This window comes from Acinetobacter sp. 1542444, assembly GCF_000581835.1.
GTDB lineage: Bacteria > Pseudomonadota > Gammaproteobacteria > Pseudomonadales > Moraxellaceae > Acinetobacter > Acinetobacter pittii.
The window spans coordinates 149,675-163,864 of the sequence record NZ_JEYA01000003.1; the positions used below are offsets into that span (position 1 = coordinate 149,675).

Genomic DNA, 14,190 nt, shown 5'->3' on the forward strand with positions numbered 1-14,190 from the left:
TTTCCTTTTAACGTGTACCAAATTGTTGAGTCCAATAGCTCTTTTGTTTTACAGATTGATCAGAAGCACAAGCAATTGCGTAAGTTGTAAATTTAGGGTTCATTAGGTTACTACAATGTAGGGGACTCGACAGCCATCTAGACATCACTTCATCTAATGTTTTCTGTCCACTCGCGACATTTTCACCATTGGCTTTACCGAGTGTATTATAAATTTTCAAACGTGATTTTAAATCTAGGCCCGTGGAGCCAACATGTCCGAGAAAGTTGTGTGTTGCCATATCTTCACTATGAGAAAGTGCACCTTTATATAAATTATTACTCCAACTTAGTGGTCTGGTTGCAGAGAAATGTTGTTGTCCACATTGGCGTGATTGCTGGCGAATCTGATTAATTATTTTAAGTACAGCTTGTTGATAGGCAGAGTTCTGTAAATCTTGGCAACTTATTGTTATAGGTGGAGTTTCAACTTGTGATGTAGATGATGTAAGGGAGGGCGGCATACTGGATGAACTAACGGAGCAAGCAGAGATAACAAGACCACTAGACAGTAAATTACAAACTTTGAGCAGACTCATGTAAATACCTTAGCGTGAATTATTCTAATGTCTTTATCATACGCCAAAGTAAAGGAGTAAGTAATTTGTTCATATACAAAAAACGAGCATCATGCCCGCTTTTTGTTTCTTAAGTTTATTAAGCTGTTTGTAGAGCTTTTAAGTCTTCTAGAACTTGCTCTGCATGCCCAGCTGCTTTAACTTTGCGATAGCTTTTAACTAAAGTTTTGTTATGGAAAATAAAAGTAGAACGTTCAATACCCATGACTTTTTTACCATACATATTCTTTTCTTTAATCACATCAAAGTGATTACAAAGAATTTCTTCTTTATCACTGATCAGATCAATAGTAAGTGCTTGCTTCTCTGTAAAATTTTGATGGGCTTTTACCGAGTCACGTGAAATACCGAAAATACGGGCACCTAAAGCATCAAACTGATCTTTCAAACAAGAAAAACCCACTGCTTGTGTTGTACACCCTGGTGTTGAATCTTTAGGATAGAAGTAAATGATTAGCCATTCATTTTCGACTTCGGTCAAGTTCACTTCGCCGTGTGTAGTAGGGAACACCTGATTTGGCAGTTGAATATTCTCAGACATTTCTTATCCTTTAAAAGTTAAATTTGATCTAATTCAAGTGGTAAAAAAGCGTATTCTTCATGATAAACAATATTGAGTTTTCTTACAGGGATTGCTTTGTTAAAAATTGGTCCATCAATCACAGTCGTATGAAATTCACCGCCCTCACCACATGGATCAATGCCACGGTTCTCAAGCTCTTGGATATATTCTAAAGTTAAGGTTTTACCTAAATCTTCTATATTCATCCCGAGTTTAAGGTTTACGGTCACCACTACACTCTGGAATCCAAGTTGAATAAATTCTTCAACAACTTCACGGTGCGGACGTAGCCAAAGAGGCATTCCTAATTGAAGACCTACTTGTTGCGTTACTCGATCATGCCAACAGCCGTGTTCAGGCATATCAAGGTCACCTGTAACCAGTACCTCGGCTCCTTGTTGCTTTGCTTGATTGAGTAATTCAATAAACTTTACTTCATAGTCATTCCAACTTGATGAAGCCATAAACACGGGCAAGCCGATTGCTTTAGCTTGCGCTTGAATAATATCAAGAGGCATGGCATGTGAGCGAGAACGTTGGCCTTGTTCTTCTAGCATTACGATCAATCCAATCACTTCGCCTGTCTGCATTGCATGGTAGAGTGCTAGAGAACTGTCTTTGCCTCCACTAAATGAGACAATAGACCTTTTATGGTTAGCATTAGTTTTCCATTGTTCTTGCATAGCTTACATCAAATGAATTGGTCAAAAGTGCTGTTATTTTAACAGAGCTATAAAAAAGCCTGCATAAATGCAGGCTTAATTTGGAACATTAAAATCTTATTTTTTAGGAGCTTGTTGTTGAGCTGCCTTCATTGCATCTTCAGTTAACTTTTCAAGCTTAGTTGTTAACTGAGGACCAAAACATGCTTTAAGATCACGGTTTTGTTGTTGTACAAATCCTAGAGAACTTGGGCTTTTCTTCGCATTGATTGCGCTTTGGATTTCCCATTTTTGTGCTTCAGTCACTTTACCTTGTGCTTCAACCTGACAGCTACAGAATTTGCTAACTTCAGATGAACTTAACTTGCCGCCTTTAGCAGTTTGTTCTTTACAAACGTTAACTAATGCACCTTTAACGTTAGTGCTTTTATATGCCGCTTGAACTGGGTTTTCAGCTGCTTGAACTGAACCAGCCATAAGTGCAGCTGCTGAGAATAAAGATGAAAGAATAAGATTTGATTTTAACAACTTCATAAATTTTACCTACTTATTACGGTATATAGCGTGTTGGATCGGTAACACCAGCATCGATAAAGCCTTCTTTACGCAAACGGCAACTGTCACATTTACCACACGCACGTCCTTGAGCATCTGCTTGGTAGCAAGATACCGTTTGACTATAGTCTACGCCATGTTCAATCCCTAAACGTATGATATTCGCTTTGGATAAATGTAACAGGGGTGTTTCAAATTTAAGTGGTTTTCCTTCTACGCCAGCTTTAGTTGCTAAACGGGCCATATTCGCAAAAGCATCAATAAATTCAGGACGACAGTCAGGATATCCTGAATAATCAACGGCATTAATACCAATTACGATAGCTTCAGCATTAAATACTTCGGCTGCTGCTAGAGCATACGAGAGGAAAATAGTGTTACGCGCTGGTACATAAGTTACAGGAATACCTTCTTGTAACTGTTCTGGTACTGCAATGTTGTGATCTGTAAGTGCTGATCCACCTAAATTAGCGAGATCAATATTAATTACACGATGTTCAACACCTGAACGCTGAGCTAATGCTTTTGCAGCATCAAGTTCAGTGGTTGAGCGTTGACCATACATAAAACTAATAGCAATACATTCATAGCGCGCTTGTGCCCAAGCTAGGCAAGTGGTTGAGTCTAAGCCGCCTGAAAGTAAAACAATGGCACGAGAGCGCATATTTTTCTCCATATTCGGAATGATTTATTTTATTGAGTGATTAACGACCTGATTCATCGTTCCAAAGCAGCTTATGTAACTGAAGTTGGAAACGAACAGGTAATTTATCATCAAGTATCCACTGTGCCAGATCACGTGCTAGACGTGGCAGGCCTACAGCACCTTTTTCAACCGCAAAGGCAGGGGAGAACCAAACGGTACTGACTTTTGTCTGCAGTTGATATTTTTCAACTTGTTGTTTTGACCATTCATAATCTTCACGATTGCAAATCACAAATTTGATTTGGTCACGTGGCGTTAAATGGTCAAGATTACTGATGAGATTACGATGTTGCTCACCAGAAGTTGGAGTTTTTAAATCAAGAACTTTAGAAACACGAGAGTCTACTTTTGACACATCAAGAGCGCCACTGGTTTCTAAAGAGACGTCAAAGCCTGCTTCACATAAACGTTGTAATAAAATCAAACAGTTTGGCTGAGCAAGAGGTTCACCACCTGTCACACAAATATAAGGTGTTTGAAATTGTGTAGCTGTTTCAATGATATGTTCAAGTGAAAAACGTTCGCCACCTTCAAAAGAATAAGTGGTATCGCAATAGCTACAACGTAATGGACAGCCTGTTAGACGAATAAATACAGTCGGTAGGCCAGAGGCATTTGCTTCACCCTGCAACGAGTAAAAAATCTCGGTAATGCGTAAACCGGACGCAGGGTCTGAGACAGGAATTGCAGAGGAACGTAAGGAAGCCATTCTAGAAATACCACACTATATAAAAAATAAAATCTCTACGATCAGTTTGATCGTAGAGATGAGGAGCGATTAAAGCTCCGCAAGAGAGTTATAACAAATTAGTCAGCACGTAACAAATCGTTCAAGCTTGTTTTGGCACGTGTTTGCGCATCAACTTTTTTCACGATAATTGCAGCATATAAGCTGTAAGTACCGCATTTAGATGGCAAGCTGCCTGAAACTACAACTGAACCTGCTGGTACACGACCATAATGGATTTCGCCAGTTTCACGGTCATAAATTTTAGTTGATTGACCAATGAAAACGCCCATTGAAATGACTGAGCCTTCTTCAACGATAACGCCTTCAACGATTTCTGAACGTGCACCGATAAAGCAGTTGTCTTCGATAATAGTTGGGTTAGCTTGTAATGGTTCTAAAACACCACCAATACCTACACCACCAGATAAGTGAACATTTTTACCGATTTGAGCACATGAACCTACAGTTGCCCATGTATCAACCATTGTGCCTTCATCTACATAAGCGCCAATGTTGACATAAGATGGCATTAACACCACGTTTTTAGCTTGGAAGCTACCACGACGTGCTACAGCAGGAGGAACAACACGAACACCTGCAGCTTTAAATTGCTCTTCAGTCCAACCAGAGAATTTAGTTTCAACTTTGTCATAGAAACGAAGATCACATGACTCGATTGGTTTATTGTCATTCAGTTTAAATGATAATAAAACAGCTTTTTTTAACCATTGATGAACAACCCATTCACCATTGATTTTTTCAGCAACTCGAAGTGTACCGTTATCTAAACCAGCAATTGCTTCTTCAACAGCTTGGCGAATTTCGCTTGAGCAATCTGCTGCAGTAAAATTTGCGCGGTCTTCAAATGCTTGCTCAATGATCGTAGAAAGCTGAGACATGATCTTCCTTCCATAAAAAATTTTAAAGATTTTACACTAATTTGTGACAAGAATCTTTCAAAAAACGTGTTACGTTTGATTGATGATATAAATGAGGTAAATCGAAATAAGCTTATTAGATAATCAAGTGTTTTTTACACAAAAATGATTTGAAAATAAAAATTTAACTCAATTTGTATCAAAAAATAACAGAAATCTAGCATTTTTTGTATAAAAAAGAATCTAAGCTGTCATTATTATGATTTCAGTCACAAGATGAATAAATTAAAAACAAAGCCTTTTTGAGGAGAAAACTATGAAAGCATTACGTGTGTTAGTCACAACAACAGCTTTATTCGCTGCTGGTACCGCAATGGCAGATGAAGCTGTTGTTCATGACAGCTATGCATTTGACCAAAAACAATTACTTCCTGTAGGGGTGCGTGCTGAGGTAGGTACAACTGGTTACGGTGGTGCTTTATTATGGCAAGCCAACCCATATGTAGGTTTGGCTCTGGGTTATAACGGCGGTGACATTTCGTGGACAGATGACGTCTCTGTAAATGGTACTAAATATGACCTAGATATGGATAACAATAATATTTATCTAAATGCTGAAATACGTCCTTGGGGCGCTAGTTCTAATCCATGGGCTCAAGGCTTATATGTAGCTGCGGGTGCTGCTTATTTAGATAATGATTATGACTTAGCTAAACGTATTGGTAATGGCGAAACATTATCAATTGATGGTAAAAACTATCAACAAGCAGTTGCTGGCCAAGAAGGTGGTGTAAGAGGTAAGATGAATTATGAAAATAATATCGCCCCTTATGTAGGTTTTGGTTTTGCACCGAAATTTAATAAAAATTGGGGTGTATTTGGTGAGGTAGGTGCTTACTATACAGGTAATCCAAAAGTTCAGTTAACTCAATATAATCTTGCTCCTGTGAATGGTAACCCAACGTCTGCTCAAGATGCAGTAGATAAGGAAGAAAATGAAATTCGTAATGACGATAAATACAAATGGTTACCAGTTGGTAAGGTTGGTGTGAATTTCTACTGGTAAGATCACAAAAGAAAAAACGAGCTACGGCTCGTTTTTTTTTGTACTTTTAATAAAATAAATAAAAGAGCTAAAAAGCTCTTTTATTTATTTTTAATTTTTATTCGTCTGGGTAAGCAATTTTCTTAAGCGCTTTAATATCTGCATCAGGTGAGCATAAAGAAATAAATTCGTAACCATAACCGCGTAATAGATGGCCTTTTCGAACCGCAATCCATGTGGTATTAACACCAAAAATATCAGTTTTGGTTTGCTTTAAACGATAATCACGTTCTGTATCATAAGCCACGTCATTGACAATCCCGACACCCATGCCAAGTTCCACATAGGTTTTGATAACATCGGCATCAAGAGCTGACATTACGATATCTGCATCTAGGTGAGCCTCTTCAAACGCTTTATCAATTTTAGATCGACCTGTAAAACCACCATGATAAGTAATAAGCGGATATTCTGCTAAAAGTTCTAGAGTAATCTTATCCGCCTGCACTAAAGGATGATTTTTCGGGGTAATAATACTGTGCTGCCATTGATAGTAAGGAATGCTAGCCAGATTTTCTTCAGTTGTTAAAGACTCAGTTGCAATTCCAATATCCGCTTCGCCTTGTAAAAGCATTTCTGAAATTTCCACAGGGCTGGCTTGTTGTAAAATCAAATGAACTTTTGGAAATAATTTCTTAAACTGATTAACGATTGGAGGCAATACATAACGCGCTTGAGTATGCGTAGTTGCGATCGTTAATGTTCCTTCATCAACCTTATTAAAATCTTCAGCAAGTCGTTTAATATTTTCAGCATCCACTAACATGCGTTCAACAATGCTAAGAAGTGACTGTCCTGGTTCAGTTAAACCTAAAAGGCGTTTACCTTTACGAACGAAAAGTTGAACACCTAATTCATCTTCTAAATCTTTGATGTGTTTACTTACACCCGATTGAGATGTGTAGAGTGCAGCCGATGCTTCCGTCAAGTTAAAGTTTTGGCGTACTGTTTCTCGGATAATTCTTAATTGTTGAAAGTTCATTTACACTTTTCCTCAAAAGAGGTGAGGAGCGTCTAAAGATCCGCAAGATATTTCCTCACCAAATATATTTCTTAAGCAACTTGGTCTGCAAATAAGTGCAATTGAGATGCGCTCACCCAAACAGTTTGATTAGGTTTAAATGCATGTAATTTTGCAGCTTCACTGCTCAGAGCAATTTCAATTAAACGTCCATTACGGTCTTGTAATTCGGCCACTACTTTTCCAGCAATCCAGATTTCACGTACAAAAGTCGCTTCAATGGTATTCGCTTGCGGTTGCGAGTGAATATGTAACTCATCTGGACGGGCAAAAGCAATCACTTTTCCTTGAGGTGCCTCAACTGCTGTTGGTAATTGAATACGGTCATTACCGATACGGATAATACCTTCCGTATGTTCACCTTCAAATCGATTTGCCTGACCCAAGAAATCAAACACAAATGGCGTTGCAGGTTTTTCATAAACTTCACGAGGTGAACCGATTTGCTCAACATTACCTTTATTCATGACAATAATCTGGTCTGCAACCTCAAGTGCTTCTTCTTGATCGTGAGTCACGAAAATTGAAGTGATATGCAATTCATCATGTAAGTTGCGTAACCAGCGGCGTAATTCTTTGCGTACTTTGGCATCTAGAGCGCCAAATGGTTCATCGAGTAATAACACGCGAGGTTCTACTGCCAAAGCACGGGCTAAAGCAATACGCTGACGTTGTCCGCCAGAAAGCTGAGCAGGGTAGCGGTCTGCTAAAAAGCCTAGTTGAACTAGATCAAGTAAACGAGTGACACGTTTTTTAATTTCAGCTTCCGAAGGACGGGTTGCACGAGGGCGAACGCGTAAACCAAAGGCAATATTGTCAAATACATTCATGTGACGGAATAAAGCATAGTGCTGAAATACAAAGCCGACCTGACGCTCACGTACATGTACATTAGTCGCATCTTCACCTTCAAGTAAAACCTGACCGCCATCGGCTGATTCTAGACCTGCAATGATACGAAGCAGAGTCGTCTTACCACAACCAGATGGTCCAAGTAGCGCAACCAGTTCACCCTCTGGAAAGTCTAGGGAAATATTTTTAAGCGCATGGAATGCACCAAAGTGTTTTTCAATATTTTTAACTTGAATACTCATGACTTCATTCCTTACGAATCAGTTGAATGCGGTTCTGGTTTATCTTGATGTAGCTCTAACCAAGTTTTTAAAATCAGTGTTAAAAGAGCTAAGAAGGCAAGCAGTGAGGACACGGCGAAGGCTGCGCTAAAGGTGTACTCGTTATATAAAATTTCAACATGCAGTGGCAGAGTATTGGTTTCACCACGGATATGACCAGAAACCACTGATACTGCGCCAAACTCACCCATTGCGCGGGCATTACACAAAATCACGCCGTAAATCAGACCCCATTTAATGTTAGGGAGGGTGACCTTCCAAAAAGTTTGCCAACCTGATGCACCGAGTACAATTGCTGCTTCTTCTTCCTCTGTTCCCTGAGCTTCCATGAGTGGAATTAACTCACGCGCCACAAAAGGAACTGTAATAAAAATGGTTGCTAAAACAATTCCAGGTACGGCATATAAAATCTTGATGTCATGATCCATTAACCAGCCGCCGAACCAACCTTGCGCACCAAAAATTAGAACAATCATTAAACCTGCAATAACAGGTGAAACCGAAAAAGGCATATCAATGATGGTGGTTAAAACTGCCTTACCTCTAAACTGGAACTTAGAGACAGCCCATGCTGCAGCAACACCAAATATCACATTAATTGGAACTGCAATTGCTGCGGTGAGTAATGTTAATTTCACTGCTGATAAAGTATCTGGATCAATCAAAGCCTGAACATAGACTTCAAGGCCTTGCTTAAATGCTTCTACGAAAACCAGAATGAGGGGCAGCATGAGGCAACTGAGGAAAAAAATCAGTGCAATTGTAATAAGGGTATAACGTACCCAAGTTGGCTCACGTGTTGCATCACGAGACTGTAACTTCAAGGCAAGTGCATTGCTGTCGGTATGTAAATTCATGTGATGTTTCTCCCTGTACGACGGTTTGCCCATGCTTGAAGTAAGTTAATGACAAATAGAATGATAAAAGAGAGAACTAACATGACCGCTGCAATGGTCGTTGCACCTGCATAATCATATTCTTCAAGACGAGAAATAATCATCAGCGGTGCGATTTCTGTTTTAAATGGCTGGTTACCTGCAATAAAAATAACAGAGCCATACTCACCCACGCCGCGAGCAAATGCTAAAGCAAAGCCTGTAAATAGAGCAGGTAGTAAGATGGGTAAAATAATTTTAGTAATGGTCTGCCAACGATTTGCACCAAGTGCTGAAGCTGCTTCCTCAAGTTCGGTTTCAATATCGCTGAGTACCGGTTGAACGGTCCGAACAATAAAAGGAATACCAATAAAGACCAATGCCAGCGTAATTCCGATAGGCGTATAGGCAACCTGAATACCAAGTGGTTCCAGATATTGACCTAACCAACCAGTAGGTGCATAGAGTGAAGTCAGTGCAATACCTGCAACTGCGGTCGGAAGAGCAAATGGTAAATCGACCAATGCATCAACTAGACGTTTTCCGGGAAAGTTATAGCGAACAAGACACCAAGCTAAAAGCAGACCAAACACAACATTAATAAATGCTGCAATTAAAGCTGAACTAAAGCTGAGTTGAAGCGATTTCAAAATACGCTCAGATGTTAAAATTTCCCATAATCCGTCCCATCCGATTCCAAATGATTTGATAAAGACTGCGGCTAATGGAATAAGCACAATAAAAGACACATAGGCGAGGGTGAAGCCCAAAGATAGACCAAACCCAGGCAGCACTCGGGATCGCTGCGACATGATATTTCCTCAAAGAGAAAAGCCTGCTGAAACCAGTAAGCGAATAAATAAAGATAAACAGTGCGGTATAAAGATTGGTATTAAGCAAATTTCAAAGAGAAATGTGTTTTTACCGGGTCGATAGATGAGTGACTACACATCGAATCTTCTGGGATCAAATAGTTCAGCAAATCCGGGAATGGCCCAAAACCTGACGCAACGTTAATATGGCCCACTTCACCAAGATTAACGGGATTTAACTTCCATGATTTTGCAAGTTGTAAGGCATCAAAAAAGCCGAGCCATGGATCATTTTCACTAATGAGTAGCGTTGCAGGCACATCAATTTTTAATTGATGAAAATAATCTTTGTAATCGGTCAAGCTATGGCGGGCAAACCCTGCCTCCCCCAAGCGTGCTGGATTCGCTGGAGCGACTAAAATTAGTTTCTTAACTTGGCTTTTTAACTCTGGATGCTCAGCTAAAGCAGCTACACTCGTTAAGCATCCAAAACTATGTGCAACAATTTGAACAGGAGCTTGAGCTGCTTGAACAGTTTTAACGAATTGCTCAACCCATTCGCTTAATACAGGTCTATCCCAGTTTTTTTGTTCAACACGAGAACTAGACACGAGTTGACGCTGCAACCAAGATTGCCAATGCTGATGTTCACTGCCACCTACGCCCGGAACAATTACAGTGTGAATCATGTCTGTTCTCCTTACCTTTAGTGCAAAGAATTACTTCTCTGCACTATTGATTTTCACGATTTGATCGAAAACACCACCATTATCGAAGTGTTGTTTTTGTACTTTTGTCCAACCACCAAACTCTTTATCGATTGTTACAAGCTTCAATGGCTTAAATACATTACTGTATTTTTTAAGAACAGCTGCGTTACGTGGACGGTAGAAGTTACGTGCTGCAATTTCTTGACCAGCAGGTGAGTACAAATAGTTCAGATAACCTTTAGCAATGGTTAAGTTGCCTTTTTTAGCTGCATTCTTCTCCACAATTGCAACTGGAGGCTCAGCTAAGATCGAAAGAGACGGAGTAATAATTTCAAATTTGCCAGGTTGTTCGCGAATAGCTAAATGAGCTTCGTTTTCCCAAGCTAGCAATACATCACCAATACCACGCTCAGCAAAAGTAGTCGTCGCACCGCGAGCACCAGAATCTAGAACTTTAGTATGTTTATAAATTTGGCGAACGTATTCTTGTGCTTTCGCATCATTGCCGCCTGGTTGATGTTTTGCCCAAGCCCAAGCTGCAAGATAGTTCCAACGAGCACCACCAGAGGTTTTCGGGTTTGGTGTAATGATTTCTACGCCTGGTTTGATTAAATCAGCCCAGTCTTTAATTTGCTTTGGGTTGCCTTTACGCACCAAAAATACAATGGTTGATGTATATGGCGTTGAGTTTTGTGGCAGTTTTTTCTGCCAGTTAGTTGGAAGTAATTTTGCTTTTTCAGCAATTTCATCAATATCTGCTGCAAGTGCTAATGTCACCACATCTGCATTTAAGCCATCGATAACCGCACGAGCCTGTTTACCAGAGCCGCCGTGTGATTGCTTAAACTCAATATCTTGACCAGTACGTTGTTTCCAGTAAGTACCGAACTGTTTGTTGAAATCTGTATATAGCTCACGAGTAGGATCGTAAGAAACGTTTAAAAATTCTTGGGCTGCAAATGACGAAACAGAAAGAAGTGCAGCGATAACCCCGACTTTTAATTGAGAAAAACGCATGAGATAAGTCCTCAAAAAATATGAAATGTTCAAAACATGAACGCAGAATAGCGCTAGTCTTTATTCTAAAAAAATAATAAAAAACGAATTTAATATGAAAAAAATAGAAATAATAAAAAGAGATAAACTATTCTTAAATCTTGATATATAACAAGTTTCAAAAGCAGATACGAAATCGGTATAATTTTTTAAAATCAATCATTTATTATTTAAATGAAAGGTATTGTATTGTTGTGCGGCTTTTAGCAAAGGATGGAACAAACATGTGGTGTTTTAAAAATGGGCAACCCGTTGAGACTATTCCTTTATTAGATCGAGCCTTTCATTATGGAGATGGATGCTTTACCACAATTCGTGTTTTTCAAAATCAGATTGAGCTTAAAGAAAGGCACTGGCAACGTCTGAAACTCGCATGTCAAAAACTGTCTTTAACTGTAAATTTTGAATTAATTGAACTGAGTTTGCAGCAGCTGCAAAAGCAGAACCTCATACTCAATGGCACCTTGAAAATTGTGATTAGTCGTGGGGAAGGCGATCGCGGTTATAGTTTGCCGAAACATGAAGCTGATATTTATATCTGGTTTTATCCAAAAGCTTTAGAGCCGTTTGTGCCTGACTCTATCCAATGTGGTGTTTTAAATCAGGCCCTAGGTTTAACCATGCCGAGCTTAGTGGGGCTTAAATCTTTAAACCGCCTTGAACAAGTATTGCTAAAAAAAGAAGCAGATCAACTCGGGTGGGCTGAAGCATTAGTTACTGATGTACAAGGTTATATTGTTGAAGGGATCAGCAGTAATTGTTTTATTCGTTTAAATGATAGATGGATTACTCCTGAACTTCGCTATAATGGCGTCCACGGTGTAATGCGGGCAGAAATTCTGGCGCGTATGCAGCACCATGGTATTGCCTGTGAAGTACGTGTGATTGAATTAGATGAAGTATCTGGAATACAAAGTCTATTCTTTTGTAATGCTTTAAACCCTATGCGAGTAGTCACTCATTTAGGTGAAAAAACGCTAGAAACACAGGCATGCATAGATTTATTTCATATCCTTAACTTAAATCAGATTCATTAATATGCCGAAGCCACCTGTGAATGCGAAAGCAAAAAACGCCAAGAAAAATAACAAAAAACAAGCTCCAAAATTTTCTAAGCGATTGGTTCTAATTGGCCTTTTTATTGTTTTAATTTCTACTTTTGCCATTTTATGGTCAAGTTTGTTTAAGGCTTATCCTATCGAAGGCAAAAAACAGATGTTATCTATTACATCTGGGGAAACTTATTCTGGTTTTATTGATCGTTTAGCAAAAGAAGACAAAATTAGCTTTCCTATCGTATTAAAGCTTTATCAAAAGTTTATGATTCATGACAGCATGAAAGCTGGTGTGTATGAAATTGAACAAGGGATGAGTGTAAGACAAGTGTTAGAGATGTTATCTGATGCTGATAATGCTCAGATGAATCGTGTTTTGGTGATTGAAGGTACAACTTTTAAGCAGCTTATTACTGCACTCAAAAATGATAAAAATGTAAAAAATACAATATTGGATTTACCTAATGATCAGCTTATGAAAGCGCTTGGGATTCCTTACGATCATCCAGAGGGCTTATTCGCGCCGAATACTTATTTCTTTGCCAAAGGCGAGACTGACAAGAAAATTCTTACCGATTTATATCATCGCCAAAAAAAAGCTTTAGATACAGCTTGGGCAAATCGTGCTCCGAATTTACCTTATAAAGATAAATATGAAGCATTAATTATGGCTTCTATTGTTGAGAAAGAAACAAGTTTAGACAGTGAACTTACACAAGTTTCTGGAGTTTTTGTCCGCCGTTTAAAACTCGGTATGCGTTTACAAACGGATCCAACTGTTATTTACGGAATGGGTAATAACTATAAAGGCAACATTACCCGAGAAGACCTCCGTACTCCAACACCATATAATACTTATACCATTAATGGTTTGCCTCCAACTCCAATTGCTTTGCCAAGCCAAAAAGCAATTGAAGCAGCGTTACATCCAGATGATTCAAATAATATCTATTTCGTAGCGACTGGTAATGGTGGACATAAATTTACGGCAGACTTGCAAGCTCATAATCAAGCAGTGCAAGAATATTTATCCGTGTTGAGATCGAAGAAATAAGGAAAAGAGATGTTTATCAGCTTTGAAGGCACGGAAGGGGTAGGTAAAACTACACTCATTCGAAAAATTCATCAGCATTTTGAAGAGCATGGCAAACAAGTTGTTTTAACTCGAGAGCCGGGGGGCACACCGTTAGCTGAGCAAATTCGTTCTATGCTTTTGGCGGTGAATCATGATGAAAATATGAGTCATGATACCGAGTTATTACTCATTTATGCAGCACGTGCTCAACACTTACAACAAGTTATTTTGCCTGCTTTAGAAGCTAACAAAATTGTATTAAGTGATCGCTTTACCGATGCGAGTTTTGCTTATCAATGTTCTGGTCGTGGTTTAAGCCAAGATAAATTACAACTTTTAAATCAGAACTTCGTTTCACGCATGCCGGAGGTGACTTTCTGGCTAGACGCACCGATTGAACTTGGTATGAACCGTGCACGTGAACGTGGAGCTTTAGACCGCTTTGAACAAGAAAAGTTAAGCTTCTTTACTAAGGTTCGTGAAGGTTATGAAACCTTATGGAAGGCTGAACCGGAACGTATTAAGCGAATAGATGCAACACAAAGTCCTGATCAGGTGTTTGAACAGGCTTTGCAATATTTAGGTTAAGCAATTGGATGAACCACTCTTATAAAAATATGGGAGTGGTGAAAAATGACG

17 protein-coding genes are annotated in these 14,190 nt (G+C 39.1%); 4 read left to right on the forward strand and 13 right to left on the reverse strand.

The window, feature by feature from the left end:
• Positions 1 to 7: 7 nt before the first annotated feature.
• The 7 genes from J580_RS12880 to dapD form a co-directional block, all read right to left on the reverse strand.
• The gene (locus J580_RS12880) at positions 8 to 577 is read right to left on the reverse strand and encodes a CAP domain-containing protein (RefSeq protein ID WP_032004428.1); all 570 of its coding nucleotides are present in this window, start codon (positions 575 to 577) and stop codon (positions 8 to 10) included.
• A 118-nt stretch (positions 578 to 695) separates the two neighbouring features.
• The gene (locus tag J580_RS12885) at positions 696 to 1,157 is read right to left on the reverse strand and encodes a peroxiredoxin (protein WP_002118936.1); all 462 of its coding nucleotides are present in this window, start codon (positions 1,155 to 1,157) and stop codon (positions 696 to 698) included.
• Positions 1,158 to 1,174: 17 nt separating this feature from the next.
• Positions 1,175 to 1,861, reverse strand: a complete 687-nt coding sequence (locus J580_RS12890; RefSeq protein ID WP_005067798.1) for a diphthine--ammonia ligase — start codon at positions 1,859 to 1,861, stop codon at positions 1,175 to 1,177.
• A gap of 96 nt (positions 1,862 to 1,957) precedes the next feature.
• Complete coding sequence (locus tag J580_RS12895; RefSeq protein WP_002118993.1) at positions 1,958 to 2,374, reverse strand: hypothetical protein; 417 nt, start codon at positions 2,372 to 2,374, stop codon at positions 1,958 to 1,960.
• A gap of 16 nt (positions 2,375 to 2,390) precedes the next feature.
• A complete protein-coding gene (gene queC, locus J580_RS12900; protein ID WP_002118843.1) occupies positions 2,391 to 3,059 on the reverse strand; it encodes a 7-cyano-7-deazaguanine synthase QueC in 669 nt (222 codons plus the stop codon).
• Positions 3,060 to 3,099: 40 nt separating this feature from the next.
• A complete protein-coding gene (gene queE / locus J580_RS12905) occupies positions 3,100 to 3,810 on the reverse strand; it encodes a 7-carboxy-7-deazaguanine synthase QueE (RefSeq protein ID WP_032004429.1) in 711 nt (236 codons plus the stop codon).
• Between the two features lie 98 nt (positions 3,811 to 3,908).
• Positions 3,909 to 4,730, reverse strand: coding sequence for a 2,3,4,5-tetrahydropyridine-2,6-dicarboxylate N-succinyltransferase (gene dapD, locus J580_RS12910; protein WP_016140275.1), 822 nt, complete (start codon positions 4,728 to 4,730; stop codon positions 3,909 to 3,911).
• Positions 4,731 to 5,025: 295 nt separating this feature from the next.
• On the opposite strand from dapD, the gene carO reads away from it, so the two are divergent.
• Positions 5,026 to 5,775 carry an ornithine uptake porin CarO type 1 gene (gene carO / locus J580_RS12915; RefSeq protein ID WP_032004430.1) on the forward strand — a complete coding sequence of 250 codons (750 nt, stop codon included), beginning with the start codon at positions 5,026 to 5,028 and terminating at the stop codon, positions 5,773 to 5,775.
• Positions 5,776 to 5,872: 97 nt separating this feature from the next.
• Here the strand turns inward: carO and J580_RS12920 are convergent, their stop codons facing one another.
• The 6 genes from J580_RS12920 to J580_RS12945 form a co-directional block, all read right to left on the reverse strand.
• A complete protein-coding gene (locus J580_RS12920; protein ID WP_032004431.1) occupies positions 5,873 to 6,796 on the reverse strand; it encodes a CysB family HTH-type transcriptional regulator in 924 nt (307 codons plus the stop codon).
• Positions 6,797 to 6,867: 71 nt separating this feature from the next.
• Positions 6,868 to 7,929, reverse strand: coding sequence for a sulfate/molybdate ABC transporter ATP-binding protein (locus J580_RS12925; RefSeq protein ID WP_032004432.1), 1,062 nt, complete (start codon positions 7,927 to 7,929; stop codon positions 6,868 to 6,870).
• Positions 7,930 to 7,940: 11 nt separating this feature from the next.
• Entirely contained in the window at positions 7,941 to 8,825 is an 885-nt protein-coding gene (cysW, locus tag J580_RS12930; protein ID WP_032004433.1) for a sulfate ABC transporter permease subunit CysW, read from the reverse strand.
• Positions 8,822 to 9,655: a sulfate ABC transporter permease subunit CysT gene (gene cysT, locus J580_RS12935; RefSeq protein WP_005073131.1), complete on the reverse strand. Its 834-nt coding sequence runs from the start codon at positions 9,653 to 9,655 to the stop codon at positions 8,822 to 8,824. The genes cysW and cysT overlap by 4 nt, the downstream gene beginning before the upstream one ends.
• 80 nt (positions 9,656 to 9,735) lie before the next feature.
• Positions 9,736 to 10,344 carry an RBBP9/YdeN family alpha/beta hydrolase gene (locus J580_RS12940; protein WP_032004434.1) on the reverse strand — a complete coding sequence of 203 codons (609 nt, stop codon included), beginning with the start codon at positions 10,342 to 10,344 and terminating at the stop codon, positions 9,736 to 9,738.
• Between the two features lie 30 nt (positions 10,345 to 10,374).
• Complete coding sequence (locus tag J580_RS12945; protein WP_001212602.1) at positions 10,375 to 11,382, reverse strand: sulfate ABC transporter substrate-binding protein; 1,008 nt, start codon at positions 11,380 to 11,382, stop codon at positions 10,375 to 10,377.
• 263 nt (positions 11,383 to 11,645) lie between these two features.
• Here J580_RS12945 and pabC point away from each other — a divergent pair, with 263 nt between their 5' ends.
• Genes pabC through tmk form a run of 3 tightly spaced genes read left to right on the forward strand, consistent with a single transcriptional unit; the run spans position 11,646 to position 14,139 of the window.
• Positions 11,646 to 12,458, forward strand: a complete 813-nt coding sequence (gene pabC, locus J580_RS12950; RefSeq protein WP_032004435.1) for an aminodeoxychorismate lyase — start codon at positions 11,646 to 11,648, stop codon at positions 12,456 to 12,458.
• 1 nt (position 12,459) lies between these two features.
• Positions 12,460 to 13,530, forward strand: a complete 1,071-nt coding sequence (mltG, locus tag J580_RS12955; RefSeq protein WP_005073139.1) for an endolytic transglycosylase MltG — start codon at positions 12,460 to 12,462, stop codon at positions 13,528 to 13,530.
• Positions 13,531 to 13,539: 9 nt separating this feature from the next.
• Positions 13,540 to 14,139: a dTMP kinase gene (gene tmk / locus J580_RS12960; RefSeq protein WP_014207373.1), complete on the forward strand. Its 600-nt coding sequence runs from the start codon at positions 13,540 to 13,542 to the stop codon at positions 14,137 to 14,139.
• Positions 14,140 to 14,190 lie beyond the last annotated feature (51 nt).

Bases quoted from the DNA above. Each gene is read 5' to 3' on its own strand.
- J580_RS12945 (WP_001212602.1), bottom strand. From the start codon at position 11,382: ATGCGTTTTTCTCAATTAAAAGTCGGGGTTATCGCTGCACTTCTTTCT.
- J580_RS12925 (WP_032004432.1), bottom strand. From the start codon at position 7,929: ATGAGTATTCAAGTTAAAAATATTGAAAAACACTTTGGTGCATTCCAT.
- J580_RS12895 (WP_002118993.1), bottom strand. From the start codon at position 2,374: ATGAAGTTGTTAAAATCAAATCTTATTCTTTCATCTTTATTCTCAGCA.
- dapD (WP_016140275.1), bottom strand. From the start codon at position 4,730: ATGTCTCAGCTTTCTACGATCATTGAGCAAGCATTTGAAGACCGCGCA.
- carO (WP_032004430.1), top strand. From the start codon at position 5,026: ATGAAAGCATTACGTGTGTTAGTCACAACAACAGCTTTATTCGCTGCT.
- J580_RS12880 (WP_032004428.1), bottom strand. From the start codon at position 577: ATGAGTCTGCTCAAAGTTTGTAATTTACTGTCTAGTGGTCTTGTTATC.
- queC (WP_002118843.1), bottom strand. From the start codon at position 3,059: ATGCGCTCTCGTGCCATTGTTTTACTTTCAGGCGGCTTAGACTCAACC.
- cysW (WP_032004433.1), bottom strand. From the start codon at position 8,825: ATGAATTTACATACCGACAGCAATGCACTTGCCTTGAAGTTACAGTCT.
- J580_RS12940 (WP_032004434.1), bottom strand. From the start codon at position 10,344: ATGATTCACACTGTAATTGTTCCGGGCGTAGGTGGCAGTGAACATCAG.
- cysT (WP_005073131.1), bottom strand. From the start codon at position 9,655: ATGTCGCAGCGATCCCGAGTGCTGCCTGGGTTTGGTCTATCTTTGGGC.
- pabC (WP_032004435.1), top strand. From the start codon at position 11,646: ATGTGGTGTTTTAAAAATGGGCAACCCGTTGAGACTATTCCTTTATTA.
- mltG (WP_005073139.1), top strand. From the start codon at position 12,460: ATGCCGAAGCCACCTGTGAATGCGAAAGCAAAAAACGCCAAGAAAAAT.
- tmk (WP_014207373.1), top strand. From the start codon at position 13,540: ATGTTTATCAGCTTTGAAGGCACGGAAGGGGTAGGTAAAACTACACTC.
- J580_RS12885 (WP_002118936.1), bottom strand. From the start codon at position 1,157: ATGTCTGAGAATATTCAACTGCCAAATCAGGTGTTCCCTACTACACAC.
- queE (WP_032004429.1), bottom strand. From the start codon at position 3,810: ATGGCTTCCTTACGTTCCTCTGCAATTCCTGTCTCAGACCCTGCGTCC.
- J580_RS12920 (WP_032004431.1), bottom strand. From the start codon at position 6,796: ATGAACTTTCAACAATTAAGAATTATCCGAGAAACAGTACGCCAAAAC.
- J580_RS12890 (WP_005067798.1), bottom strand. From the start codon at position 1,861: ATGCAAGAACAATGGAAAACTAATGCTAACCATAAAAGGTCTATTGTC.